At 56.4% G+C, this 25,354-nt stretch carries 23 protein-coding genes, 4 tRNA genes and 2 pseudogenes; 23 read left to right on the forward strand and 6 right to left on the reverse strand.

Translation table 11 applies throughout. The features are described from left to right. Positions 1–45: 45 nt before the first annotated feature. Positions 46–549, reverse strand: a complete 504-nt coding sequence (locus G556_RS0101870; protein WP_024111569.1) for a phosphoribosyltransferase — start codon at positions 547–549, stop codon at positions 46–48. Between the two features lie 183 nt (positions 550–732). On the opposite strand from G556_RS0101870, the gene tkt reads away from it, so the two are divergent. Next, the gene (gene tkt / locus G556_RS0101875; RefSeq protein WP_028821561.1) at positions 733–2,790 is read left to right on the forward strand and encodes a transketolase; all 2,058 of its coding nucleotides are present in this window, start codon (positions 733–735) and stop codon (positions 2,788–2,790) included. A 109-nt stretch (positions 2,791–2,899) separates the two neighbouring features. Further along, the gene (locus G556_RS0101880; protein ID WP_028821562.1) at positions 2,900–3,646 is read left to right on the forward strand and encodes a fructosamine kinase family protein; all 747 of its coding nucleotides are present in this window, start codon (positions 2,900–2,902) and stop codon (positions 3,644–3,646) included. Positions 3,647–3,994: 348 nt separating this feature from the next. On the opposite strand, the gene G556_RS11205 is transcribed toward G556_RS0101880, so the two are convergent. The 3 genes from G556_RS11205 to G556_RS0101895 form a co-directional block, all read right to left on the reverse strand. Beyond that, positions 3,995–4,147 carry a methionine/alanine import family NSS transporter small subunit gene (locus G556_RS11205; RefSeq protein ID WP_081675474.1) on the reverse strand — a complete coding sequence of 51 codons (153 nt, stop codon included), beginning with the start codon at positions 4,145–4,147 and terminating at the stop codon, positions 3,995–3,997. Beyond that, entirely contained in the window at positions 4,148–5,821 is a 1,674-nt protein-coding gene (locus tag G556_RS0101890) for a sodium-dependent transporter (RefSeq protein ID WP_233418158.1), read from the reverse strand. It lies immediately after the preceding gene. A gap of 111 nt (positions 5,822–5,932) precedes the next feature. Next, the gene (locus G556_RS0101895; protein WP_028821564.1) at positions 5,933–6,916 is read right to left on the reverse strand and encodes a malate dehydrogenase; all 984 of its coding nucleotides are present in this window, start codon (positions 6,914–6,916) and stop codon (positions 5,933–5,935) included. A 316-nt stretch (positions 6,917–7,232) separates the two neighbouring features. Between G556_RS0101895 and G556_RS09870 the strand changes: the two genes are divergently transcribed. The 5 genes and pseudogenes from G556_RS09870 to G556_RS0101915 all read left to right on the forward strand — a co-directional run bounded on the left by G556_RS09870 (position 7,233) and on the right by G556_RS0101915 (position 12,005). After that, positions 7,233–8,663 carry a hemolysin family protein gene (locus tag G556_RS09870; protein ID WP_036915391.1) on the forward strand — a complete coding sequence of 477 codons (1,431 nt, stop codon included), beginning with the start codon at positions 7,233–7,235 and terminating at the stop codon, positions 8,661–8,663. A gap of 26 nt (positions 8,664–8,689) precedes the next feature. Continuing rightward, on the forward strand, positions 8,690–9,757 hold the full coding sequence (locus G556_RS09875; protein ID WP_051176540.1) for a BMP family ABC transporter substrate-binding protein: 1,068 nt from the start codon (positions 8,690–8,692) through the stop codon (positions 9,755–9,757). A gap of 5 nt (positions 9,758–9,762) precedes the next feature. Next, a pseudogene (locus G556_RS11670) lies at positions 9,763–10,311 on the forward strand (ribonuclease H family protein); the annotation flags it as partial. Positions 10,312–10,377: 66 nt separating this feature from the next. Then, positions 10,378–11,163: pseudogene (proC, locus tag G556_RS11675) on the forward strand (pyrroline-5-carboxylate reductase); the annotation flags it as partial. A 569-nt stretch (positions 11,164–11,732) separates the two neighbouring features. After that, positions 11,733–12,005, forward strand: coding sequence for a hypothetical protein (locus tag G556_RS0101915; RefSeq protein WP_155941715.1), 273 nt, complete (start codon positions 11,733–11,735; stop codon positions 12,003–12,005). Positions 12,006–12,194: 189 nt separating this feature from the next. Here G556_RS0101915 and G556_RS0101920 read toward each other — a convergent pair. Continuing rightward, a tRNA-Val gene (locus tag G556_RS0101920) sits at positions 12,195–12,266 on the reverse strand. 110 nt (positions 12,267–12,376) lie between these two features. Continuing rightward, positions 12,377–12,868, reverse strand: coding sequence for a SixA phosphatase family protein (locus tag G556_RS0101925; RefSeq protein WP_036915393.1), 492 nt, complete (start codon positions 12,866–12,868; stop codon positions 12,377–12,379). 140 nt (positions 12,869–13,008) lie between these two features. Here G556_RS0101925 and G556_RS0101930 point away from each other — a divergent pair. The 16 genes from G556_RS0101930 (at position 13,009) to G556_RS0102005 (ending at position 25,297) form a co-directional block, all read left to right on the forward strand. Continuing rightward, positions 13,009–13,081: transfer RNA gene (locus G556_RS0101930), tRNA-Gly, on the forward strand. 34 nt (positions 13,082–13,115) lie between these two features. Next, positions 13,116–13,186, forward strand: a tRNA-Cys gene (locus tag G556_RS0101935). A 1-nt stretch (position 13,187) separates the two neighbouring features. Beyond that, positions 13,188–13,262: transfer RNA gene (locus tag G556_RS0101940), tRNA-Val, on the forward strand. A 181-nt stretch (positions 13,263–13,443) separates the two neighbouring features. After that, positions 13,444–15,684 (forward strand): acyltransferase family protein, encoded by a 2,241-nt coding sequence (locus G556_RS0101945; RefSeq protein WP_028821567.1) that lies wholly within the window; start codon positions 13,444–13,446, stop codon positions 15,682–15,684. Positions 15,685–15,788: 104 nt separating this feature from the next. After that, the gene (thrS, locus tag G556_RS0101950; RefSeq protein ID WP_028821568.1) at positions 15,789–17,804 is read left to right on the forward strand and encodes a threonine--tRNA ligase; all 2,016 of its coding nucleotides are present in this window, start codon (positions 15,789–15,791) and stop codon (positions 17,802–17,804) included. Beyond that, the gene (locus G556_RS0101955) at positions 17,797–18,360 is read left to right on the forward strand and encodes an HIT family protein (protein ID WP_016456547.1); all 564 of its coding nucleotides are present in this window, start codon (positions 17,797–17,799) and stop codon (positions 18,358–18,360) included. Before thrS ends, G556_RS0101955 begins: the two co-directional genes overlap by 8 nt. Beyond that, a complete protein-coding gene (pgsA, locus tag G556_RS09885; protein WP_036915397.1) occupies positions 18,360–18,983 on the forward strand; it encodes a phosphatidylinositol phosphate synthase in 624 nt (207 codons plus the stop codon). Before G556_RS0101955 ends, pgsA begins: the two co-directional genes overlap by 1 nt. After that, complete coding sequence (locus G556_RS09890; RefSeq protein ID WP_051176541.1) at positions 18,983–19,837, forward strand: phosphatidylinositol mannoside acyltransferase; 855 nt, start codon at positions 18,983–18,985, stop codon at positions 19,835–19,837. The genes pgsA and G556_RS09890 overlap by 1 nt, the downstream gene beginning before the upstream one ends. Then, positions 19,834–20,982: a glycosyltransferase family 4 protein gene (locus tag G556_RS0101970; protein WP_028821569.1), complete on the forward strand. Its 1,149-nt coding sequence runs from the start codon at positions 19,834–19,836 to the stop codon at positions 20,980–20,982. Before G556_RS09890 ends, G556_RS0101970 begins: the two co-directional genes overlap by 4 nt. A gap of 19 nt (positions 20,983–21,001) precedes the next feature. Continuing rightward, positions 21,002–21,577: a CDP-alcohol phosphatidyltransferase family protein gene (locus G556_RS0101975; protein ID WP_036915400.1), complete on the forward strand. Its 576-nt coding sequence runs from the start codon at positions 21,002–21,004 to the stop codon at positions 21,575–21,577. Beyond that, positions 21,574–22,365: a DUF881 domain-containing protein gene (locus G556_RS09895; RefSeq protein WP_051176542.1), complete on the forward strand. Its 792-nt coding sequence runs from the start codon at positions 21,574–21,576 to the stop codon at positions 22,363–22,365. Before G556_RS0101975 ends, G556_RS09895 begins: the two co-directional genes overlap by 4 nt. 3 nt (positions 22,366–22,368) lie before the next feature. Further along, on the forward strand, positions 22,369–22,701 hold the full coding sequence (locus tag G556_RS0101985) for a small basic family protein (protein ID WP_016456541.1): 333 nt from the start codon (positions 22,369–22,371) through the stop codon (positions 22,699–22,701). Further along, the gene (locus G556_RS0101990; protein ID WP_028821571.1) at positions 22,694–23,401 is read left to right on the forward strand and encodes a DUF881 domain-containing protein; all 708 of its coding nucleotides are present in this window, start codon (positions 22,694–22,696) and stop codon (positions 23,399–23,401) included. Before G556_RS0101985 ends, G556_RS0101990 begins: the two co-directional genes overlap by 8 nt. A gap of 189 nt (positions 23,402–23,590) precedes the next feature. Beyond that, positions 23,591–24,094 (forward strand): FHA domain-containing protein, encoded by a 504-nt coding sequence (locus G556_RS0101995; RefSeq protein ID WP_036915402.1) that lies wholly within the window; start codon positions 23,591–23,593, stop codon positions 24,092–24,094. Beyond that, positions 24,094–24,792 carry a transcriptional regulator FtsR gene (gene ftsR / locus G556_RS0102000; RefSeq protein WP_028821573.1) on the forward strand — a complete coding sequence of 233 codons (699 nt, stop codon included), beginning with the start codon at positions 24,094–24,096 and terminating at the stop codon, positions 24,790–24,792. The genes G556_RS0101995 and ftsR overlap by 1 nt, the downstream gene beginning before the upstream one ends. 46 nt (positions 24,793–24,838) lie before the next feature. After that, positions 24,839–25,297, forward strand: a complete 459-nt coding sequence (locus tag G556_RS0102005; protein ID WP_016456537.1) for a bifunctional nuclease family protein — start codon at positions 24,839–24,841, stop codon at positions 25,295–25,297. The last annotated feature ends 57 nt before the right edge of the window (positions 25,298–25,354 follow it).

Genomic DNA, 25,354 nt, shown 5'->3' on the forward strand with positions numbered 1-25,354 from the left:
ATTTTGATCGAAGGCTATGGGGACAGAGGGCTGATAACTATCGTGTCACTCTGCTGCCGTTACAGGCGGCAGAGCTGACCACGGGAAAACAATCCATTTGTCGGTGCGGTGCCAGATGTAGTCGGGTTCCGTAACCGTTGTCGGCTTCGCGTACAGCACCGCGCTTCGCACGTCCGCCCCGAACCCCTTCAGCAGCTTCAAGACCAGGGCCAAAGTTCTTCCAGAATCCACCACGTCGTCGACCACCAGAACCCTCTTGCCGGCGATCGAATCAGTATCTAACATGGGCGCCAACAAAACTGGGTCAGGCAATGTCTTCGCAATGTCAGTGTAAAACTCAACGTTGATGGCATCCGTCAGCTTCTTGCCCAGGGCATACGTCAAAGCGCCAGCCGGAATCATGCCGCCACGGGCAATCGCCAGCACCACCTCGGCATCAAAGCCAGAATTGGCAATCTGCTGGGCCATCTCTCGGCTGGCGGTTCCGAAACGCTCCCAAGTTAGAACTTCCCGGGTTTCATCCGGGGTTGCGTCAGCGTGGTAACTCATGACTTTAAGGTTACGCTGGTCGCAGGAGTGACTGTGTGAAAATTGCGCCAACATCGTGCAATCATATTTTTGCTCGGACCGTAGCGAGCACACTTACAAGTACACGTACAATGGTCTAGTACAATTGCATTTCATCGCTGATCCACCGTTGGATCTTCACAATCGAAATGAGGATTAATTAAAGTGAGCGATTTCACCTGGACAAAACAGGACGAGCGTGCGGTTGACACCGCCCGCATTCTAGCCGCCGACTCAGTGCAGAAGGTCGGCAACGGACACCCCGGAACTGCCATCTCCCTAGCCCCGGTTGCTTACCTGCTTTACCAGAAGGTTATGAAGACTGACCCGAAGGATCCTAAGTGGATTGGTCGCGACCGTTTCATTCTTTCTGCGGGTCACGCCTCGATTCTCCAGTACAGCCAGCTCTTCCTTGGCGGCCTGGGCCTCGAGCTCGAAGACCTCCAATCGCTGCGTACCTGGGGCGCACTGACTCCTGGTCACCCAGAATACGGCCACACCGATTTCGTAGAGGTCACCACCGGTCCGCTCGGCGCTGGCATCAGCAACGCGGTCGGCATGGCAATGGCTGCACGTCGTGAACACGGTCTGTACGACCCGGAGAACAAGGGCGAGAGCGTTTTCGACCACTACGTATACGCTGTCGCTGGCGACGGCTGCCTCCAGGAAGGTGTCGCAGCCGAGGCCGTTTCGCTCGCAGGCACACAGCGTCTGGGCAACCTGATCCTGATCTACGATGACAACAGGATCTCCATCGAGGGCGACACTCAGATCGCCTTCACTGAAGACGTCTCCAAGCGCTTCGAGGCATACGGTTGGGATGTTCACGAGGTCGACTGGACTTGCGGCGGCAAGGATTACAAGGAAGACGTTCCGGCCCTTTACGATGCAATCGAGAAGGGTAAGAAGGTCACCGACAAGCCGACCCTCATCCACCTCAAGACCATCATCGCCTGGCCGCTGCCCACCATGCAGGGTAGCCACACCACTCACGGTTCCGCATTGGGCGACGAAGAGATCACCCGCCTCAAGGATGCTCTCGGCTTTAAGGACGAGCCGTTCGCAATCGAGGACGAGGTTGTCGAGTACTCGCGCAAGAACCTCGCGGAGCGCGGTAAGGCGGCTCGCGAAGAATGGAACGCCAAGTTCGACGAATGGGCGAAGGCCAACCCCGATCGCAAGAAGCTGCTCGACCGCGTACGCGCAGGCGAGCTGCCTAGCGACCTTGAGCTGCCGACCTTCGAGCCCGGCTCCATGTCCACCCGTAAGGCATCCGAGGTTGTCCTCAACAAGTTTGCTGACCAGCTGCCCGAGCTGTGGGGTGGCTCCGCTGACCTCGCGGGCTCCAACAACACCACGATGAAGGGTGAGCCGAGCTTCCTGCCGGAAGACCGCGTCACCGACGACTGGCAGGGCAACCCGTTCGGTCGCACCCTGCACTTCGGCATTCGTGAGCACGCCATGGGCGGCATACTGAACGGCATTAACCTGTCCGGCTTGACCAAGGCGTACGGCGGCACCTTCTTCGTGTTTGCCGACTACATGCGCCCACCGGTCCGTCTGGCTTCGCTGATGAACCTGCCGACCATCTTCGTCTGGACGCACGACTCGATTGGCGTCGGCGAAGACGGCCCGACTCACCAGCCTATCGAGCACCTGTGCGCATACCGTGCGATCCCGGGTCTGTCTATCGTTCGTCCTGCCGACGCTAACGAGACCGCCATCGCATGGCGTGAGGCCCTTAAGCGCACCGATGGCCCCGTCGGTCTGGTTCTGTCTCGTCAGGACCTGCGCACCATCGATCGCAACGAGTACGCCAGCGCTGAAGGCGCAGCGAAGGGCGCTTACGTCGTGAAGGAAGCCTCCTCCGATGCCAAGCTGATTCTGATTGCCACCGGCTCCGAGGTTGAGTTGGCTCTCGACGCTGCTGAGAAGCTCGAGGCAGAGGGCACCCCGACTCGCGTCGTTTCCATGCCTTGCCAGGAATGGTTCGACGAACAGCCGGAGAGCTACCGCAACGAGGTGCTGCCGCCTGAGGTCACCGCTCGCGTTAGCGTTGAGGCCGGCATTGCACGCGGCTGGGAGAAGTACACCGGTTGCAAGGGTCGTTCCGTCTCGATCGAGCACTTCGGTGCCTCCGCTAAGGGCGCCAAGCTGTTCGAGGAGTTCGGCTTCACCGTTGACAACGTCGTGAAGGCCGCGAAGGAATCGCTGAACGCCTAAAGCATCGAAAACAGGTGGCCAGGTCCGGTTCGGGCCTGGCCACTTTTGTCTTCGCGCTGTTTTCCACTTCGCTGCCGAATCGACGCGGTCTAGCTGAAAGGATGTAAGCATGAATTTCACAAAGCGAAGCAGCGCAGATCAAGCAAGGTGGGAGGCGCTTGGGCTGAAGTGGCTCGCCGATGCCGATGGCGCCAACGTCGTGCCCGTCGTCAGCTTCGATAATGGTGAGTTGGTCGAACCCATGCTCGAATCGGCTCCGCAGACCCGAAAGGCAAGCGAGGAATTCGGCGTGGCGTTGGCTAAAACCCACGCTGCAGGCGCCCGCTGCTTCGGTTGCGGCCCCGACGGCTGGGACGATTCTAAGTTGGCGTGGATTGGCCGTTCCCGCCTGGTGCTGGGCGAATACGACAAGTGGGGAGCTTTCTTCGCGGACCTTCGGTTGATGCCATACGCGAAAAACTCTCTAGAGCTCGGCGCCATCTCAAAGAATTGCATGCGGCTTATCGAAAAAGTCTGCGAGAAGCTACGCAATGGGGATTTCGATGACGACCGAAAGCCGGCGAGAATCCACGGCGACATGTGGGCCGGCAACGTGCTGTCGACGCCCGATGGCTTGACGTTGATTGACTCCGCCGCGCACGGCGGGCATCCGGTCACCGACCTGGCCTTGCTCGAGCTATTTGGCTACCCACATCTGGAGGTAATCAAGTCTTCATACGCCGAAGCAGCGAAGCTCGTTTCCGGTTGGCGGGAACTGATCGGTCTGCATCAGCTGCATCCGCTCCTCGTCCACGCCCAGCTCTTCGGCGGCGGCTACGGGTTGCAGGCCGAATCGGTGGCGCGTCAATACGCTTAAATTTTCGGCCAAATAAGCGCCGGCAGTTGCCCTAATGAATTTGAGATACAGAGCTATATTTCATGACCGAAGGTCACGAAACAGGCCTTGAAAAATTGAGCCAGTTGCGCAAACGGGTGCCGACGTCACCTCCGCCTGGCTCAGCGCACAGATCGCCGTCACGGACCCCGAGGGAACGGCCAAGCTGCTCCACGGTAAGGCCATTAAGCAGTCCGTAGATCTATGGGTGAACAGCAATTCATTGATGAATACTGCTAGGTCTTCCTCAACCCGTACCGGACGGCGGACCCGGCTTACACGATGACAGCCCCGATGCCTGGCGTCATGCACGCGTTGGTCCGGTGTCGGTTAAGGGGCTGGACGTTCGACGGGATTCCCGTTGTCGTCCAGCAGCTGCACCGAACCCTCGGGGTGACGCAGCAGGTTGATCAGCGAGACCGTCAGGCCGCCCCACAGGATGACTGCGAAAACCACGAACATCACTATTGCTGTAATAGTCATTTAGATATCCTTTCGGCCTTCGATTTGGCTACGACGGTAGCGCTCTAGGGCCTCGAGCTCTTCAGACGCAATGGTCGGGTCGTCCAACACCTCTTGCAGGTGTCCGGAGTCGACCAGCCTGTCGAGGATGGGTGGCGGCAGCTTGTCTCCGTCGGTGTCGAACTTAGACGCCGCGGACCTCATGCTCCAAGGCAAAGAACTCAGGACGAAGGCCACGATGACCAACGCCACCGTCATGCCCCAGCCGAACACGTCGATGAACCAGCTCGGCATGCCGCCGTAGCCGTCGGTGAGGACTTTCTGCACCTCGTTGATGAGGATGTAGCCCAATACAACCGGCGTCACGCCGCCGACCAGGACCTGCCAGCCACGTCCGAGCTTGAACGAGCTAGAGCGGTTGAGGTGGTTGCGAAGGGTGGGCAATGCGCCGAATGCAGCGGTCAGCGTGATGGTCGAGATCAGAGCCACGGTTACGATGCCGAAGTTGTTAACGAAGTTGTCCAGCACATCCAACAGGTTGAGTCCCGTGGTGGTGGGGAACAGCAGTAGCGAGGTAAGGGCCATCGGAACGCCTACAAGCAACACGCTCGGAACCCTCTTTAGGCCGAGCTTGTCCTCAATGGAAGCGATCAGGGCTTCGATGATCGAGATCATCGAAGTAAACGCGGCGAATGTCAGTGAGCCGAAGAACAAGATGCCGATCAAGGTTCCTGCAGGTGCCTGATTGATGATTGTCGGGAAGGCGATGAACGCCAGGCCGATGCCGGCGCTTGCTGTCTCATCGACGCCAACGCCCTGAACCTGAGCCATGAATCCCAGAACAGCAAAAACGCCGATGCCCGAAAGCAATTCGAACGAGGAGTTAGCGAAGCCGACCACCAAGCCGGAACCCGTCAGGTCGGAGTTCTTTGGCAGGTAAGAAGCGTAGGTCTGCTGAATACCGAACGCCACCGATAGCGAGAAGAAAATCTGGCCGAACGCGGCAGCCCAAACGCCGGAGTCGAGCAGCGCGTCCCACTTAGGAGTGAAGAACGCATTGATGCCGTCGGTCGCGCCCGGCAAGGTGAGAGCAACACCGACCATAATCAAGAACATGACGGTCAGCAGCGGCATGAAGATTTTGTTTACGCCGGCGATGCCCTTTTGGACGCCGAGCGTCAAGACCGCGATCACAGCCACCCAAACGATCAGCATCGGCGTGAAGATCTGACCGATGTAGTCGAACCCGATGTGCGCCTGCTCCGCGGGTACAGACTGGGTGAATTGTTCTGTGAAGAACGTTCCGGGATCTTCTCCCCATGCCTTCGTAAACGAATAGATGAAGTACATCGCAGACCAGGCTAAAATCACGGCGTAGTAAATGCCGATGATGAAGCAAATGCACATGTGCCACCAGCCGATCGGCTCGGTCAGTTTGTGCAGTCTGCGGAAAGCCAGAGGTGACGAGGCGCGATAGCGGTGTCCGATTGCGAAATCTAGGAATAGCATCGGGATGCCGACCGCGAGAAGCGCGAAAACGTATGGAATGATGAACGCGCCACCGCCGTTGGAGTATGCCACGTACGGAAAGCGCCAAATGTTGCCGAGTCCAACTGCGGAACCCACTGCAGCGAGAATAAACGCCGTTCTGCTGTTGAATGCACCGCGCGTCGATTTGTCCTTGATTTCCTTCACGAGTGATGAATCTAACATCTCGGAAAAAGCGCGGCCTTTTGTCTCATTTTACGGTCGCAAAAAAGCGGGCAGGGGAATGCCCCTGCCCGCTAATTGTTATTTAGTTTTTTCTTAGATCAGGCCGAGTTCGGTAACGGTCTTGCGCTCTTCCTCCAGCTCTGCGGCGGAAGTGTCGAGCTTGGCGCGGCTGAAGTCGTTGATCTCCAGGCCCTCGATGACCTTGTAGTCGCCATTCGAGCAGGTAACAGGCATCGAGTAGATGAGGCCCTCGGGGATGCCGTACTGACCCTCGGAAACTACGGACATGGAAACCCAGTCGTTCTCCGGGGTGCCGAACAGCCAGTCGTGCATGCATTCGACGGTTGCATGTGCGGCAGATGCAGCGGAGCTCGCGCCGCGAGCCTCGATGATCGCGCCACCGCGCTTAGAGACGGTCGGGATGAACTCGTTCTCGAGCCAGGACTGCTCGATCTTGTCACCGACCGGTGCACCGGCAACCTCGGCATGGAAGACGTCGGGGTACTGGGTGTTGGAGTGGTTGCCCCAGACGGTCATCTTCTTGACCTCGGAGACAGGCACGCCCAGCTTCTTGGCCAGCTGAGTCTTGGCGCGGTTGTGGTCGAGGCGAGTCAGAGCGCTGAACTGGCGGTTCGGGATGTCAGGAGCGTTGTTCATGGCGATCAGTGCGTTGGTGTTTGCCGGGTTGCCGGTTACCAGGACGTGAACGTCGTCGGCGGCAACGTCGTTCAGGGCCTTGCCCTGACCGGTGAAGATCTTGCCGTTGGCGCTGAGCAGATCGGAGCGGTCCATGCCGGCCTTACGCGGCATAGAGCCAACCAGCATTGCAGCGTTAACGCCGTCGAATACCTTGCGTGGGTCGTCGCCGATCTCGATGTTTACGACGTTGTCGAACGCGCAGTCGTCCAGCTCCATGACGACGCCTTCAAGACGAGGAAGAGCGGGGGTGATCTCGAGGAGTCTTAGCTCGATGGGGCGATCGCCAGCAAGCGCACCACTAGCGATGCGGAATAGCAGGCTGTAGCAGATCTGTCCGGCGGCTCCAGTAACGGCAACCTTTAATGGCGTCTGGTTCATCAAAATCCTTTCAATTGTTTTTCCCTGCTTAAGGGAAACCCAGGGGTAGCTAGACCCCAAACCCGGCTTTGGGCTTACATATAGAAGCGTAGCGCGTCAACACTTGACGTTAGTCTGATGGGGATCATTGGGCAGGACATTTCGCTACATAAATGAGTTATTGCACGTTGTTGCTAGGGCATTTCGCGTTTGTGACTAGGGTTCGCGTGTCCAAGCGGATAACCTGGTCAGGTGAATGAAAGTAGCGACTCTCATAGTTTTCGTGCCGGCTACGGGCCGGCGTCACGTCTAACTGGCAGTTTTGCCGGTGATAGCAATGAGTGACTTGTGGGTTTCCATCGGCGTCATCTTCTTGCTCTTCTTTATCGGCGGAATCTTTTCCGCCTCCGAGATGGCGCTGGTTACGCTACGTGATTCTCAAATCAGAAAGCTTTCGCATAAGGGTAAACGAGGCAAGGCGATCGAGAAACTTACGAGCGATCAGAATCGGTTTTTGTCTTCGGTGCAGATCGGCGTGACTGTCGCTGGCTTCTTGAGTTCGGCGTTCGGTTCGGACTCTCTCGCTAACAAGTACCTCGGCCCCTGGCTCGATTCCATGGGAGTCCCGGCCTCGAACACTATCGCTATCATCGCCGTAACAGCGATGATTTCATTCCTGTCCATCGTGCTTTCGGAGCTGACTGCTAAGCGTCTAGCTTTGCAGAACACAGAGCAGTTCTCTCTTGCTCTCGCTCCGTTAATCGACGCCATCGCCACCATCTGCCGTCCGCTGATTTGGCTTCTCGGTAAGTGCACTAACGTCATGGTTCGAGTTCTCGGCGGCGACCCAAATGCCGGTAAGGAATCGGTGAGCGAGGAGGAGCTCCGCTCGATGGTGGCGAGCGCCGAGTCGCTAGGCATCGACGAACGACGTATCGTGGACGACGTTTTCGACGCGGGCGATCGCAGCCTGCGCGAGGTCATGGTGCCTAGAACTGAGGTTGACTTCCTAGACGGCAACGAATCAGCCGAGGACATCATCGACGTTGTAGTCGATAGGGAGCACTCCCGATACCCGGTAATTATTGGATCCCCCGACCAGGTGGTCGGCTTCCTTCATGTTCGCGACTTGATGAAGCTCGACGAGAAGCAACTCAAAGATCCGATTCTGACTCTGGTTCGCCCGGTTAAATCTTTGCCCGCCACCGTCAGGGTTCTCGTTGCGCTTCGCACGCTGCAGCGGGAAAACGCCCATTTAGCAATAGTCCTTGACGAGTATGGCGGCACCGCGGGTCTGGTGACGATTGAGGATCTCATCGAGGAATTGATCGGAGAGATCACTGATGAGTACGACGTCGTGGACGCCGAATACGCCCAGCACCTTGATCAGCACGATCTGGAGGGGCTGACCTCATTGGAGGACTTTGAGGAGCGGGCTCATCTCGTGTTGCCGGAGGGCCCCTACGACACGGTCGCCGGCTATTTCATGGCCCAAATCGGACGGCTTCCGGAGCTTGGCGACGAAATCTTCTCTCGTCTTCGTCCTTCTGGGCCGTTAGGCGAAGAGGAAGGCAACGAGGTGCCAGTTAAATTCACCGTCATAGAGATGGACGGTCGCCGTGCCTCGTGGCTGCGAATGAGGCGAATAGTGGCAGGCGATAGCGCCGGTTCGACGAATGAACAGGTCGTCATTTCTGATGCAAAATCTCGTAACGACCTTGCTGCATTTCAGCATTCCGAAGATGTTACGAGGTCAGAAGATTCTTAAGGTCCGATGAAAACAGGAAGGTTGCCATGTCTAGAAAAGTTTTCCCCAAAATAGCGCTCGGCCTGACTCTGCTAGGCGCCGTTGGGCTTGCGGGTTGCGCCCAGCCTCCGGCCACTAGCCAGCCGTCTGAGACACCGTCGACCGGCAAGGTTCAGGAGAACTTCAAGGCGTGCATGGTCTCTGTTGAGGGCGGCTTCTCGACGCCGGTGGGTAAGCAGGCTGAGGCGGGGTTGTCAAAGAGCCAAGAGGACCTTGGGATTGAAACAAACGAGGTTGAGGCCGACGACATCCCGCGTGCCCTGCAACAGATGGTTAGCTCCGGTTGCAAGTTGATCTTTGGCGTTGGCGAGGACATCACGACCCCGTTGGAAGCGGCAGCCAAGACTAATCCCGACGTCAACTTCGCGCTGCTTGGCGGCACGCCAAATCAGCAGCTCGGCAATCTCAAACCAATGGTTTTCAACACTCACGAAGTGGGTTTCCTCGCCGGATACCTGGCGGCTAGCCAGACTAAATCCGGCACTGTTGGCGTTTTTGGAGGCCTATTCGTCCCGTCCGTGACGATGTACCTGGATGGTTTCGTTCAAGGCGTTTCCTACTACAACGGTAAGAATTCCGCCGATGTCAAGGTTGTCGGGTGGGATCAGCAGGCCAAGTCGGGTAGCTACATCACCGACGGCGATCCATTCAACAACCCGGACGCAGCTAAGACGATCACCAGCGAACTTATCGGTAAGGGCGCGGACGTCATCATGCCTGTGGCCGAGGTTTCTAATAAGGGCGCCATCGAGCCCGCTAAGGCTGCTGGCGCGAAGTTGATCTGGAGCGGCGTAGATGGATGCACAGAGAATGCTGATGCTTGCGACATCATCATCGCATCTGCCATCCGCGACTACTCGAGTGCCGTCAGCGACGTCATCTATCAGGCCAAAGAGGGTGAGTTTAGCAATACCGCTTACATCGGCACTTTGAGGAACGCGGGAGCTAAACTCGTCGGTTTTTCCAGTGACGAGGCCAAAGCCAAGATCCGCGAAGTCAGCGACGGAATTGTCGCCGGTGGTATCGAGGTTCACTCCGACGCGGCTGTAGGGTAAGCAACATGATTATTGCTGCTGCAGACGGTTCCGCTCTAAACAATCCCGGACCTGCGGGTTGGGCTTGGTATATCGATCGGAACAATTGGGCCGCTGACGGCTGGGAGAACGGCACAAATAATCAGGGTGAGCTCAAAGCGGTTCTTAACCTTCTCCGCGCGACTGCCCACACCGACGAACACCTGAAGATCCTCTGCGATAGCCAATACGTCATTAATACAGTTACGAAGTGGATGCCTGGCTGGAAGCGCAAAGGATGGAAGAAGGCCGACGGCAAGCCCGTTCTCAATCTTGAGCTGGTTAAAGCGCTGGACGAGGCATTACAGGGGCGCATGGTTCGTTTCGAGTGGGTTAAAGGCCACTCCGGACACGACCTGAACGAGGCCGCGGACACGTGCGCCAGAGGAGCGGCTACGGCTGTCCAGCAGGGTAAAGAGGTCGATCGAGGCCCTGGTTTCAATCTGGTCCCTGCCCAGGGGCTGCATGAAGAACCCCAGGACGAACAGCTAGACCTTTTCTCGGGCGGTTTCGATCCTGAGCCGAAAGACCCAGAACCCGCTCAGCACAGGCCGGATCCCAAAACCTCGAAAGAAGATGATTCGAAAATGAAACTTGCATTCATCGGATGCGGGAACATGGGGGAGGCCATGCTCTCCGGCGCGCTACGCGCAAGCGTGGTAAATGCCGCGGATGTTCGGGTAAACACGCACACCGAAAAGTCCATGGCCAGGCTTGCAGAGAAGTACGGTGTAGCTGCACAGGCCGATAAGGCCAAGGCGGTCAAAGGTGCTGATGTGGTGGTGATCGCTACAGAACCATCCAGTTACCCCGAGGTGCTAGGCCAGATTTCTGGTGCGGTTGGTGTCGACGCAGTTGTGATCAGCATCACTCCCGCGTTCAACCTCGAGCAGCTACGCGGTTTCTTGGGAAAGAGCGGGCATTTGGTTCGCACGATGCCTAACATGCCCGCTCAGATCGGCAAGGGCTTCACGGGCGTCGTGTTTGAAGACGCAGTTGACGGCGCACAGCGTGAAGCCGTCATGAAGTTCTTGGGCAGCTTTGGGAAGGCTCAGCAAGTTCGCGAGGAGCAGCTCGGGGCGGTCACGGCGCTGGCCGGTTCTGCGCCTGCTTTCATCTACATGTTCATCTCCGCGATGGCAGACGCTGGTGTCGATTTCGGCATGACGCGAGCTCAAGCCCTGCAGATCGCCACGGCAACGGTTGAGGGATCAGCGGCATACGTGCGCGAGCGCGATTACCGAGTTGCGGACCTGCTTGAGGGCATCAGCTCACCGGGTGGCACGACCATTCGCGGCATCATCGAGATGCAAAAGCAGGGTGTACCCGCCGGCATCGTTGAGGCGATGCGCGCGGTGGTGACCAAATACGATGAAATGAATAGCTAAGTAGCGGTTAAATAATTATCGGGTGCATGAAACTGAGCGGAAGCTAGGTTTGTGCACCCGATAATTTATGAGAAAAAATCTGGGGTGGGAAAAATCCCGCCCCAGATTTGATTTATTTAATTACTTAACACGGCGACGAAGCAAAGATGCCAATTTTATTGAGATCGTTAGTGAGCTTGGTGACGTATACAACGGCTTTGTTTTCGTTCTAGCAAGCTTTTGCAGAGTGCTTTTGGAAGACTGTTTGAAAGACTTCGACGTGCTCAGAATATTTTCCGTATATTTATTTCATAGTTGAGGAAATCTGCAATTTTTTAAAGATATTAATAGGTTGTGTGGCTCTTAGTTTCTCTGAACAATCGGTTCTATGTCTATGGTGATTAAGTGTGGGAGGCTCATCTGGAAAAATGGTTTATTCACTATTTTTCTAATGTTCTAAGAATACCTAGAGTCATGATAACCGGAAAAAGATCACTTTTAGCTGTAATTGCTAACCCCTTAAAAACACTGAATCTGCACAGTGTGTTACCGTTGTGTCCGTATTTCGTGGATTAGAAGGGGAACCGAAAATGAATCGGGTTAATAAGGTTGCGTCCGGATTTTTGGCATCACTGGTGATGCTCAGCCTTTGTGCTTGCGGTCCAGCAAACAAGGGTTCTGAAACGACCTGCGGAGACTATCTTAAAATGAGTAGCTCGAAACAAAAGAAAACGATTGAAACCAATTTTAAAGAGAACAACAGGTCGTCTGAAAAGGACGAGGTTTCGAAGGTCGCTGGTATGGTTGTCTCTGGGTGCTCTTTCGTCGATGAGGAACAAACTCTGGACTATTTCTTCAAATAGCAAATTCAGTTACTAAGAGCGCTTCGCGGCATTTTTGCTGCGGGGCGCTTCGTTTTTTCGGACACTTTTAGCGAGACCAAAAATTCCGATTTTTCGGTGGCATCAAGATTGGTTAAAAATCTGGTGCTGCTGCATATTCGCTGCATACGATTGCTGTTGGGGACGAGTAAAAACTGGTTCTGACTAGGGTGGGCGATACTGGGTTCGAACCAGCGACCTCTTCGGTGTGAACGAAGCGCGCTACCACTGCGCCAATCGCCCTTTCGTCAGAAGAGATTAGCGCAGTGGTAAACGTCGTTCAAGCTGCGAAACGTCAATTTTGGCACGTGAAAATTCCGGTACGGGCTAGTTGCCGGTAGTAATGCGCTCGCTTAATTGAGTGGGCGGGTGATTTTATCTCCGGGCTTCGCCTCGCCCAGCTCCTGCCAGGTTCCTGATACTTCGAACTTGGAGAAGGCTGCGGTGGGGTAGGCGCAGGTCAATGCGTCCGCTTTTCTTGGGTCTTGGGCCCAAGACAACTCGGCGGCCAAGTGAGGGATGCTGGGGGCGTGAGCGACGATCAGCAAAGTGGAAATTTCGTCTGGAACTTCGGATATCTGCTGGCGTAGTGTCTTGACGGAGCACAGGTAGAGAGCTCGCATGTATTCCACGTGTGGATTGTTGGGCAGGTCTAGCTGGTCAAGAGTGTCGCGAGTCCTAGCCGCGTCAGAGCACATGACCATCTCGATGCTGTCGTCGCGCAAAGCCAGGCCGGCTGCTTTAGCCTGCTGACGTCCAAATGCGGAAAGCTTTCTTTCGTGATCGCTGCATCCGCTTCTGGATTCTGCCTGGGCATGACGCATCAAGATGAGTTTCTTAGCCATGCCTAGACATGCTATCTCGGGCGTAAAAGCGCGGTTTTTTGCTTTGGGAACTGGGGTTGTGGGCTCGATTTTGACATTCGCCAAAACTCCGCTAAGTTAGTCCTCGCACTTGAAAAACAGGGCAGCCCCGAAGAGGGCATGCGGACGTGGCTCAGTTGGTAGAGCATCACCTTGCCAAGGTGAGGGTCGCGGGTTCGAATCCCGTCGTCCGCTCGGAGAAGGTCTGAGGGCCTAGGCTCCTCAATTTGGTGGAGTGGCCGAGAGGCGAGGCACCGGACTGCAAATCCGTTTACACGGGTTCAAATCCCGTCTCCACCTCGGGCGGTTGGCGCAGCGGTAGCGCGCTTCCCTGACACGGAAGAGGTCGCTGGTTCGATCCCAGTACCGCCCACCACCTTCAAAAACTTCTTCAAGCTGATTCTAAAGCCATTCACCCTTCTTGTTTCGGAAAACTCGTTAGTATCTTTTTGGTTAAGGTCTGGTTGCTGCGAGAGTCGCGCTCTTCTTTGCCATTTACCTACAGGCAAGATTATTGTTCCTTCGCTGTATCTGATTATTTACAAGGGTGATTTAGCTTGCAGGTTAAGGCTGACGTGGCTAGCCACGCACCAAATTATCGACCCGAGCTGCACGGTCTACGAGCCACGGCCATCCTCATGGTGGCGGCTTATCACATCTGGATTGGGCGAGTAAGCGGCGGCATCGACGTCTTCCTCTTAATCTCTAGCTTCTTGCTGATGCAGACGTTTATGCGTCGCATTGATAACAGCCGGCACATCGAGTTGGTGGGGTATTGGCTTAAGGCCTTTAAACGGCTCTTACCGCCCGCTATCGTCACGATCTTGTTCACCGTGATAGCGGTACAAGCGTTCTTTCCCGCCGAACGAATTAGGGGAGTGCTGCGCGAGGCGGTTGCTTCGATTTGTTACTACGAAAACTGGTTCCTAGCGGTTAACAGCTTCGACTATTACGCGGATAAATCGGTCGTCAGCCCTCTCCAACATTTCTGGTCGTTATCGATCCAGGGCCAGATCTTTTTACTCTGGCCAGCCATCATCGCCGTTTGCTGGTTTTTGGGCAGAAAGATCAACTTCAGCGTTCGTCAGATCCTGACGCTAGTTTTTGGAGTTATCTTCGGTGGCTCCCTTATCTGGTCGATCATTCAAACCAACACCAATCAGTCCTACGCATATTTCAGCACCTGGACTCGGCTGTGGGAGTTTGCGCTCGGTGCGCTCCTGGCGCTGATATTGCCGGGTGTCGAACGGTTCTTCGGCTACGGCCCCGGAAAAGAATTCACCGGTTCTAGGAGCGCCCTTAACGTTCGGGTCGGGCTTGGCTGGTTCGGGCTGATAGCTATGCTCCTGTGTGGCGTTTTGGTCGACGTCCAGGGGATGTTCCCTGGCTATGTCGCGCTATGGCCGACGGGCGCTGCGGTGCTCGTCCTGATTGCGGGCAACACAGGTGTTTGGTATTCGGCAGACAGGATCCTTTCGAGCCGCCCACTCAAATTTTTGGGTGATATTTCTTACGCGCTCTATCTTGCGCACTGGCCGGTTCTGATCACCACGCTTCAACTCACCGGTTCGAGCCAGCTCAACATCCCGCAGGGATTCGTTGTCCTCGCTGTGTCGATCGCGTTCGCGACCGTGCTGACCAAATACCTCGACGCGCCGATCAGGTATTCCGACTGGGCCGCAAAGCGACACAGGAATAGCCTCGCGATAATTCTCGCGTCCCTGCTCGTCGGCCTGGTCCCGGTGATCTCCTATCAGACGATCATCCAGAAGCGGTTAGAGAAGATCTCGGCCGTCGTCAGTGTGGATAATCCTGGCGCTCTAGTTCTTAGCGAAGATTTTCAGGACTATTCGAGCAAGGACAAGCCCATCAAGCCGTTGCGTGAGCAAATGGAGGACGAGTGGGCAGCAATCGATGGCGTTCAATGCGACGGCGAATTCCGCCCCGACGACGAAACTCTCGCCGATGGGTGCCGGGTGGGGTACAACGACAGGAATAAGGTGGCGATTGTAACCGGCAACTCTCGCGTCGAACAGTATCTGCCTTTTATCGAGCCGGCGCTCAAGAAGAACGGCTGGACTATCGTTCAAGCCCTACGCGGTGGCTGCTCCTTCATTAGCCCAGACGAAGAAAGCTACCAGCGATACAAGATTTTGCGCGGCGAGACTCGAGCCTCCAGCGATTCCTCTGAGACATTTAGCGAATCTGTCGGCGTGGTTGAATCGCCGGTCAGCGATACCTCTAATGGGCCTAGTTGCTTTGAATGGTCAAAAGCGGTGGACGAATACATAGAAAAGATCAATCCCGATCTAGTGATTGCTGCTTCCACATATGTTCCGAATCCTGGCGACCAGAGCGAGGAGATAGTGCCCGGTTTCGACAAAATCGTCGAAAAGTACACCAGCCGCGGCATCCAAATTTTAGGGATCCGCGACGAGCCTAGACTCAAACAGACACCGTTCGAGTGCATGGATCCGATCGTCGAAAACGGCCTCAAAGATCTCGACGAAAAAACGGCCTACGAAATTGCTGCGAAAGTTTGCACGCAGCCGATGGGTGAGATCTACAGCAGCCAAGATCCGGCTCAGGCGCTCACCAACTTCGAGCGTCAGCCCGGAAAGCTCTACCTGTTCGACCCGACACCGTGGATATGCCCCGATGGGGAATGCCCGCTAATCATCGGCAACCTTTTCGTCTACATGGATTCTTACCACATGACCTCGGCGTACATGCGTTCGATGTATCCGCTAGTGGAGGACAAACTCGACAAAATTCTGATTTCGGCCGCCGGAGAATAAAACTCTGGAACCTTAATTGCCGTCCTTGGCATTAAATCAGGCAGAATAGGGAATGGAAACAGTCGTGCGGCCCAGTATGCCGCCGAGAATAGTTAGGAAGTTTCGTGTTGAAGAAAGTCTTTGTCTTGCGCGGCAACGAGCGTGAGCAGATAGAGGCGGAGAACGGTTTCGATCTTTTCGGTAACGACCAGAGCGTCGTAGCAATGAAGGTCAACGGAAATACCGTCGATCTGGCTACCGAGCTAAACGATTCGGACGAGGTGGAGCCTGTCCTGAACACTAGCGACGAGGGGCTGTCGATCATCAGGCACTCTGCGGCTCACGTAACCGCACAGGCACTACAAGAGATTTTCCCGCAGGCCAGGCTGGGCATCGGCCCGCCTATCACCGATGGCTTCTACTACGACTTCCAGGTCGATCCGCTAACCCCTGAAGACCTGAAAACTATCGAAAAGAAGATGACCCAGATCATCAAGGCTCGTCAGAAGTTCGTTCGCCGCGAGGTAACCGACGAACAGGCCAGGATTGAGGAGGCGGAGGAGCCCTTCAAGCTCGAGTTGATTGAGGACAAGGGTGGCGCCAATGAATCCGACGGTTCATCCGTCGAGGTCGGTGGCGGCCAGCTGACGATGTACGACAACGTTCGTCGTGACGGCACCGTCGCTTGGACCGACCTTTGCCGTGGCCCGCACGTCCCGCACACCGGCTACATCAAAGCGGTAGCGCTAACCCGCAGCTCGGCTGCATACTGGCGAGGTGACCAAGCAAATGCGGCCCTGCAGCGTGTTTACGGCACTGCTTGGGCGACGAAGGAAGACCTCAAGGCCTACAAGACTCGCATGGAGGAGGCCGCCAAGCGCGACCACCGCAAGCTTGGTCAAGAGCTAGACCTGTTCAGCTTCCCCGAGGAAATCGGCCCTGGCCTTTCGGTGTTCCACCCAAAGGGCGGCATCGTTCGCATGGAGATGGAGGACTACTCGCGCAAGCAGCACGTTGCGCACGGTTATAGCTTCGTAAACACTCCGCACATCACCAAGGGCGAGCTTTACAAGACTTCCGGCCACCTCGACTGGTACGCCGACGGCATGTACCCGCCGCTGCACATGGACGAGGAACGCGACGCCGAGGGCAACATCACCAAGCAGGGCTTCGATTACTACCTGAAGCCGATGAACTGCCCGATGCACAACCTCATTTACGCAGCTAGGCAGCGTTCTTACCGTGAGCTTCCGCTGCGGCTATTCGAGTTCGGCACTGTGTACCGCAACGAAAAGTCCGGCGTTCTGCATGGGCTGACCCGCGGCCGCGGATTCACCCAGGACGACGCGCACATCTACTGCACCCGCGAGCAAATGCGCGACGAGCTTTCCAGGCTGCTGACGTTCGTCCTGGACCTGCTTCGTGACTACGGTCTAAACGACTTCTACCTAGAGCTGTCCACCAAGAATCCCAAGAAATTTGTGGGCGATGACGACACCTGGCGCGAGGCAACCGAGACTCTTCGTGAGGTAGCCGAGGCCTCCGGCCTGGAGCTCGTTCCGGACCCCGAGGGTGCGGCCTTCTATGGTCCGAAAATCTCCGTTCAGGCCAAAGATGCCATCGGACGCACCTGGCAGATGTCCACTATCCAGCTCGACTTCAACCTGCCAGAGCGATTCGAGCTCGAATACACCTCCTCGGACGGCACGAAGAAGCGTCCCGTGATGATTCACCGTGCTTTGTTCGGTTCGATCGAGCGCTTCTTTGGCGTTTTGCTCGAACACTACGCGGGCGCATTCCCGGCATGGCTGGCTCCTGTCCAGGTCGTCGGAATTCCGGTCGCAGAGGCCTTCGAGGGCTATCTAGGCAAAATTATCGACCGGCTGCGTGCCCAGGGCGTGCGCGCCGAGCTAGATGCCTCGGATGATCGCATGACCAAGAAGATCCGTACAGCGCAGCGTCAGAAGGTTCCCTTCATGCTGATCGCGGGGGGTGACGACGAGGAAGCGGGCGCGGTTAGCTTCCGATTCCGCGATGGCAGCCAGCGCAACCGGGTTCCCATCGACGAGGCCATCAAGATCATCACCGACCACATCGCGTCTCGTTCTAATACGGATTTGAGCGCGAATACCGATGAGTGACCAGGAGATAGAAGACGAGATTCGCTTCGCGGGCGTGCCCGATTCAATGCAGCGGCTATGGACGCCGCACCGAATCGCCTACATTCACGGCGAGGACAAACCTGCGGATGCGAGCAGCGTCGAATGCCCGTTTTGCCGCGCGCCTAAAAAGGACGATGAGGAATCCCTGATCGTCCACCGCGGTGAAACTGCATTCGTCGTCATGAACCTCTATCCATACAACACTGGTCACCTTTTGGTGTGCCCATATCGCCACGTCGCCAGCTACATTGACCTCACCGAGGAAGAAACCCGCGAGGTGGCGGAGCTGACCCAACAGGCGATCCGTACAATCACGAGGGTTTCCAAACCGCAGGGCTTTAACCTGGGCATGAACCAAGGCAACGTTGCGGGCGCGGGTATTGCTGCGCACCTCCATCAGCACGTCGTGCCCAGGTGGCTTGGCGATGCTAATTTCCTGCCGATAATCGCACGGACTAAAGCCGTTCCTGAATTATTAAGCAAGACCCGCGAAATGCTCGCCAATGCGTGGGCGGATTCTCAGAAAGGTCAGTAATGCTCGAACACATAAGGGGATACTGGACCAAGCTGATCACCCCCGTGGCCAAGATGTTGATGAAACTTGGCATCACCCCGGACATGACAACTTGGGTAGGTGCCGCGGTCTCGATCGCGACGTCGCTGATCTTCTTTCCGAACGGATGGCTGTGGCAGGGGGCGCTCGTTGTCACCGTGTTCGTCTTAGCGGATTCTTTGGACGGCACGATGGCTCGGTTGACCAATCAGGCGTCGAAGTGGGGGGCATTCTTGGACTCCACACTAGATCGGATCACGGACGGTTTCGTCTTCGGCAGTCTAGCGATTTACTACGCCAGCACCGGCGAAGACCTGACCTGGTTTGCGATTGGCATATTCGCCCTGATCTTCGGTCAGGTCACCTCTTACTCGAAAGCTCGCGGGGAATCGTTGGGCTACGTGGTTAAGGGTGGCCTAGCCGGCCGAGCCGACCGTTTATTGATCGGCATGTTGGGCGCGTTCTTGACGGGTATTGGGGTCGAGTGGGCGCTGCCCGCCGCCTTCGTAGTTTTGCTCGTGCTCGGCATCATCACCGTTGGTCAGCGCATGTGGATCGTTAAACGCGCATACAACGCGGAGGCTTCCGGGCGGAACGGACAATAGTGTTTGACAAGCTGACCGCGTTAAAGCTTGCCGCGCACGTGCCCGCTTTCGTCTGGAAACCGCTGGGAGCGGCTGCCGCTGCCGTACTGGTAGCTCGTCGCCCCAAACCGATTCGCCAGTGGCAACTCAACTACGAAGTTGTTTGTGGGGCTGCGCCAACCGCTAGCCAGACTCGGGCTGGGATGCGGTCGTGGCTTAGAAACACGATCGGTTCCCTCCAATTGGGGAAGTGGAACACGGACAAAATTAATCGGTTGGTTTACGTCGCTCCCGTTGACGCGCGGCGACTGCGCCGCCACAGGGCAGAAACGGGCCTGATTCTTGCCCTTCCGCACATGGGGTCTTGGGATATGGCAGGTGCGTGGGCGTGCCAAAATGGTCTGCCTGTCACCTCAGTAGCTGAAAAACTGCCAGCTGGACAGTTCGAGTATTTCAGCGCGATCCGCGAAAAACTCGGCTTCAAAATCTTTAGCCACAAGACATCAGGCCTGATTCCTAAGCTCTGCCAGGAAATAAACGAGGGCAGAGTAGTGGCGCTCGTGGCAGATCGGGATTTCAGCAGGCGAGGCGTCGAGGTGTCTTGGCCTGCGGCCAACAAAACCTACGACCTGACGATGCCTCCCGGATGCGCTCTGATTGCTCAGCGCACGGGCGCCGTCGTGGTTCCGGTTGCGCCTTGGTTCGACGGAAAAATAATGCGAATCCACATTGGGCAAGCAATTGAGGTGCCCGAGGGCGTTGACGAGGTAGCGTACACAACGCAAGCCATGGCCAATTATTTTGCCGAACAGATTGCTGCGCACTGCCGCGACTGGCATATGCTGCAGCGTTTTTTCCCAGGAGTTAGACCGTGAATCCAAGCGATATCAAGCGTGTCGGGATCGTTTGCCCGTATTCCTTCGTTCGTCCCGGTGGCGTCCAAAACCACGTACTGGGTATGGCCGGTTGGCTGAAGAAACAGGGTTACACCGTCGGCATTCTCGCCCCGGGCTTCCCCGAGCAAGAATTACTGGATCTTTACGGAGTTGACGAGGCCGACTTCACTTCGGCGGGCCGAACGGTCCCCATCAAAATTAATGGTTCTGTCGCCAGGGTGAACTTTAGTCCTAGGGCAGCGATGGCCGCGTATCGCTGGCTAAAGAAGGGCCAGTGGGACGTCGTGCACGTGCACGAGCCGATCACGCCGACGCTGTCTCTGTTGACGCTTTGGCTCGCCGACGCGCCGGTTACTGGCACATTCCACAGCGCAAGCCCGATATACAAGGCGCTTCGCGCTTTTAACCAGATGCTGCCCAAAAGCATCAGCAGGCTTAATTCCGCGATCGCCGTTTCCTCCCTCGCAGCAGAGGTGGCGAACGCGCACACCGGAATCGAACCCGTGGTCATCGGTAACGGGCTGGAAATTGATGACTACACGCTCGCTGCCACAGAAGGCGAGTGGCGGGGTGGCGACAGTCCACTGATCACTTTCCTTGGCCGTTACACGGAGCCCCGGAAGGGCTTTCAGGTGCTGACCGCAGCGCTGCCTTTGATTCGTGAGAAGTATCCAGACTTGCGGTGCGTGGTGATGGGCCACGGACCGGTAACGAGCATCCCGGGAGTCGAATTCGTTGGTGGAGTCAGCGACGCTGAACGCAATGAGTGGTTGATGCGTTCCGACGCGTACATCGCCCCGCAGACTGGCAGGGAGAGTTTCGGCATCGTGCTGATCGAGGCTTTAGCGTGTGGCGCGCCGGTGGTAGCTAGCGACCTGCGAGCGTTCATCGACGTTCTATCCGACGAAGATGGTATCTGCGGGCACGTCTTTCAGGCTGGTAACCCGCAAGCTCTCGCTGACGCCGTATCGGCAAGCCTCGAAGAGCCTCGGGACCTGCGTCTCGAGCGTGGACGCAAGGTGGCGGCAAGATATGATTGGTCTGCGATCGGCCCGCAGGTCATCTCGATGTATGAGCTGGCAAAAAGCAGAAGAGAACGGCTGCATCCAAAGAAGCCCAATTAGTGGCTATACACTTGAACTCGTGATCAGCAAGTCGAGCAACAGAATCTTCACGATTCCCAACGTGCTGTCATTTTTACGCCTGTTGGGGGTGCCATTCTTTTTGGTGCTTGTCCTGATCGGGCGTGATCTTTTGGCTGTGATCCTTCTGGCTGTATCGAGTTCCACCGACCTGCTTGACGGCCAGATCGCACGCCGATTCAACCAGCAGAGCAAACTCGGTGAGGTGTTAGATCCCGCTGCCGACAGGCTCTATATTCTCGTGATCGTCGTGGCGCTAGCTGTTCGCGGCATAGTGCCGTGGTCGTACCTGATAATTCTTTTGGGCAGAGATTTAATGATGCTTCTGCTCGTGCCCGCTCTTCGTGCGCGTGGAGCGATCAGCCTGCCCGTTCATTTCGTTGGCAAAATCGCCACCTTCTGTCTGCTTATCGCGCTTCCGCTTGTCCTCCTGGGGGCGGGCAGCTGGGTTATCTCCCCGGCGGCGAAGATTCTCGGCTGGGCGTTCGCCTGGTGGGGTGCTTTCATGTATTGGTGGGCTGGGCTCGTGTACGTAAAACAGACTTTTTCTTCTGTGAAAGAAACCGAGGCATCGTGAGTCAGCGGCGCCCCGACGAGTCGATGGAGCTTCTCAACTCCATCACCAGAGAATCGAATCTTCGCCCAGACGAGCAGCACGATGACAGCCCCAGGGGTTGGCGGAGCGTGGGGGTTTTCCTGATCTGCGCAATCGCCGGTGCGGCTATGGCCGCCTCGGCATTGACGATCGGTCAGGCTCGACCCCAAGCGGTTGCTGATCGAGCCGAGATGGCTGGCCGGGCGAGCGCTGCAGAAGAGGAAAACGAACAACTTCGCTCCGAGGTTGAGCAACTGAGAGCACAGACGCTTAGCCTGCGCAACCAAAAGGGTTTGGGCACCGATGCGCAGTTGCGTGAACTCGAATCGTTCGTCGGCATTGAGGCCGCGAGCGGTCCGGGCGTGGTCATTGAGCTTCGAGAGGGCACCCTAAAGCCTGGCAAAAAAGAGACCGAGGAATCCCGCGTGCTAGACGACGATCTGCAGCTAGTCGTGAATGGGCTTTGGCAATCTGGTGCGCAGGCGATCGCCATCAACGATCACCGCGTGACGACGCGAACTGCGATCAGGCAGGCAGGGCAGGCGATCACGGTGAACTATCGTTCGTTGACTAGCCCATACAAGATTTCGGCCATTGGCGGGCAGGACCTCGCCGCTAACTTCGCGAACACCTCTGGCGGTGTTCTCCTTGGCCACTTGAAGCAGAACTATTCCATCGAATGGTCGCTGAACACCAGCGATGATCTGACGCTTCCCGCAGATCCCGGCCTGGCGCTTTCGCAGGCGAGGCCGCTGGCGGAGAAAGGATAAAATATGTGGGCGATTCTCGGACTTGTCGTCGGTGTGGTCGTGGCGCTGATTTGGAGCCCAGAGCTGCCGATCGGCCTGCAGGCATATCTGCCGATTATGATCGTAGCCGCAATCGACGCATTGATTGGCGCGCTGCGGTCTTACCTGCAAAAGACCTTCTCTCAGCGGGTTTTTCTGATTTCTTTCATCTCTAACGTTGCCGTGGCGGCCGCGCTGGTTTGGCTCGGCGACCTGCTCGGCGTGGGCAGCCAGCTTTCGACGGCCGTGCTGGTTGTTCTCGGCATCAGGATCTTCACGAACGCGGCCTCCATCAGGCGGGAGATCCTGCATGCGTAAGTTCGTCGAGAAGTTCTTCAAGCCGTCGTCCACGCAGCTTGTGCTGGGCGTTGCACTTGCTTTCCTGGCGTTCGCGCTCGTCATTCAGCTCGCTCGTCCCGCAACCAAGAACCCCTACGAGGGGATGCGCCAAGACGACCTGATCCAGGTGCTCGATGGCTTGAATGACGAGTCCGAGAGACTGAACAAGGAGATCAACGAGCTGCGCGTCACCCGAGACAAGCTGCAGAGCGGTTTGGATGCCAACCAGGTCTCCGAGGAGGAAGCGGCTAAGCGCAAAAAGAGCCTCTCCGTGTTGGCGGGCATCGCGCCCGCAAGCGGCAGGGGAGTGAAAATCACCATCCGCGCTCCAAAGCAGAAGCTGAAGGCGGGTACACTGCTGAACTCGATTCAGGAGCTTAAGGACGCTGGGGCCGAGGTGCTCGAGATTAACGACTCCATCAGGCTCGGCGTCGACAGCTGGATCGGAGATAACGAACAAGGAATAGTTGTCGATGGCCAGCAGCTGGGCACGCCAATCATCATCAAGGCGATCGGCGACCCGCACGCCTTGGAGGAGGGCGCTAAATTCAGGGGCGGCCTGGTCAGTCAAATAGAAAGCCCGAAGGTTGGCGGTAGCGTCGAAATTGTTAAATCTGACGAGATAAATATCGAATCGGTCAGAGAAATGCCTCAACCGCTGATAGCTAAACCTGCGTAGGCCAAACCACCTAGCCACAAACCGTGTAGCAACGGGTAGAGTTAGTTTTCGTAAACGGAACGAATTCAAAGATTTCAATAAGCTAATTGCTGAAATTGGGCGTTTTCGATTCCTTAAACGCCCAATGCGGTTAAAAGGATAGTATCTAGCCAGTAAACTAATTCACATTAGTTGTTCGAGGGGAGTGCGATGATTACCTGCGCAATATGTGGCAAGGAGAATCCGAACGAGGCAAACTTCTGCCAAAAGTGTGGTGCAAAGCTGGGCGCGCAAAGCAACGAGACGACACGGATCATCTCTTTCGTTGAAGACGAGGCACGCGACGATATTCGCACGGTTGAACTGAGCCCTGAGGACGCTAACGCCGTCCGCGATCTTCCCGAAAACAGCGCACTCTTGATCGTCACTAGGGGCCCCGACGTCGGTGCCCGCTACCTTCTCGATTCCGACGAGGTGACTGTTGGGCGCAGCCCGAAGAGCGATATCTTCCTGAACGACATCACGGTCTCTCGCTACCACGCTAAGTTCACCATGAACAATGGCTCGGTGGTGTTGGTCGATCAGCACAGCCACAACGGCACCTACGTGAACCGCACACTAGTGGATCAGCAGGTGACGTTGCGTCAGGGCGACGAAGTTCAGATCGGTAAGTACCGGATGCTGTTCTTCGCTAGCGAGCGTGGTAGTAGGTAATGCCCAAGGCGCCCAAGCGCAGCATCGGGCAAGTCTTAAACGTTCTTAAGCCCGAGTTCCCAGACATTTCGATTTCAAAAATTAGGTATTTGGAATCGGAAGGATTGTTGTCGCCTGAACGCGCCCCGAGTGGTTACAGAAAGTACTCGAACTCCGATATCGAGCGGCTAACTTATATTCTTCGCGTGCAGCGTGATAACTATCTGCCGTTGAAGGTGATCCGAGAGAATTTGGAGGTCATAGACAGCGGCGGCGAGGTGCCGGAACCGACCGCTCCTGAGGACACTGTCCCCGAGGAAAATAAGCCGCAGGTCGCCAAGGCTAGGGCGGCAAAGAAGAGCAAAAAGCAGCCGCTGAAGCTGAGCCGACAAGAGCTAATGCAGGTTTCTGGCCTCTCTGAGGCGACTTTGATGGAGCTAGAAAGGCACCGAATGGTGCTGCCCAGGAGAGGTTCCGTCTATTACGGGCGCGATGCTCTGACCATCTGCGTCGTCGCGCGAAAGCTAGCCGGCTACGGTATGGATACCCGTCACCTGAGGGCAATCAAACAGTCCGCCGAACGCGAAGCAGGCATGATTGAGCAGGCCGCCAGGCCCACGATCTTGAAGTCACCCGAGCCGAGTAAAGCGTTAAACGAGGTTAGCCAGCTGGTCGTACACGCCCACGCAGCAATGATCTACACAATGCTAGAAAGATAAGGCGAAACTCGCACCTTGGGCGGGCTTGCTCAATAGAATTTCAGACATGATTGAGCTTGACGTCGTTGGGGTCCGTGTCGAGGTTTCGACGAGTTCTCCGATGCTTCTGCTCAGACAAAGCGATGGGTCTCGATTCTTGGCCATCTGGATCGGCGCCGCCGAGGCGTCGGCAATCGTCAACGCGCTGGAGTGCGCGAAGCCGCCACGTCCGCTTAGCCACGATCTGATGTCCAGCCTGCTTGAACTGATCGACGAACCCGTAGAGGGTGTCATAACCGACGTTGAGGATGGTGTCTTCTATGGACACCTGACTGTAGGAGACAATGAGATCGAGGCACGCCCCTCTGACATGATCGCGCTGGCTCTTCGCTCTGACTTCAAAATCAGCTGCTTAGAGTCCGTAATGGATAAAGCTGGGGTTGAGGTTTTGGAAGAGGCTGAAGATGAGGTTGAGCGTTTCAAAGAGTTTCTAGAACACGTTACCCCAGAGGATTTTGAGGGATAAAAGGCCTAGCCGGAAAGGTATTTAGCCGGGTCTGAGGCAGTCGCTTAGCTCTTTGGT

The organism is Propionimicrobium lymphophilum DSM 4903, from assembly GCF_000423485.1.
Classification (GTDB): Bacteria; Actinomycetota; Actinomycetes; order Propionibacteriales; family Propionibacteriaceae; genus Propionimicrobium; species Propionimicrobium lymphophilum.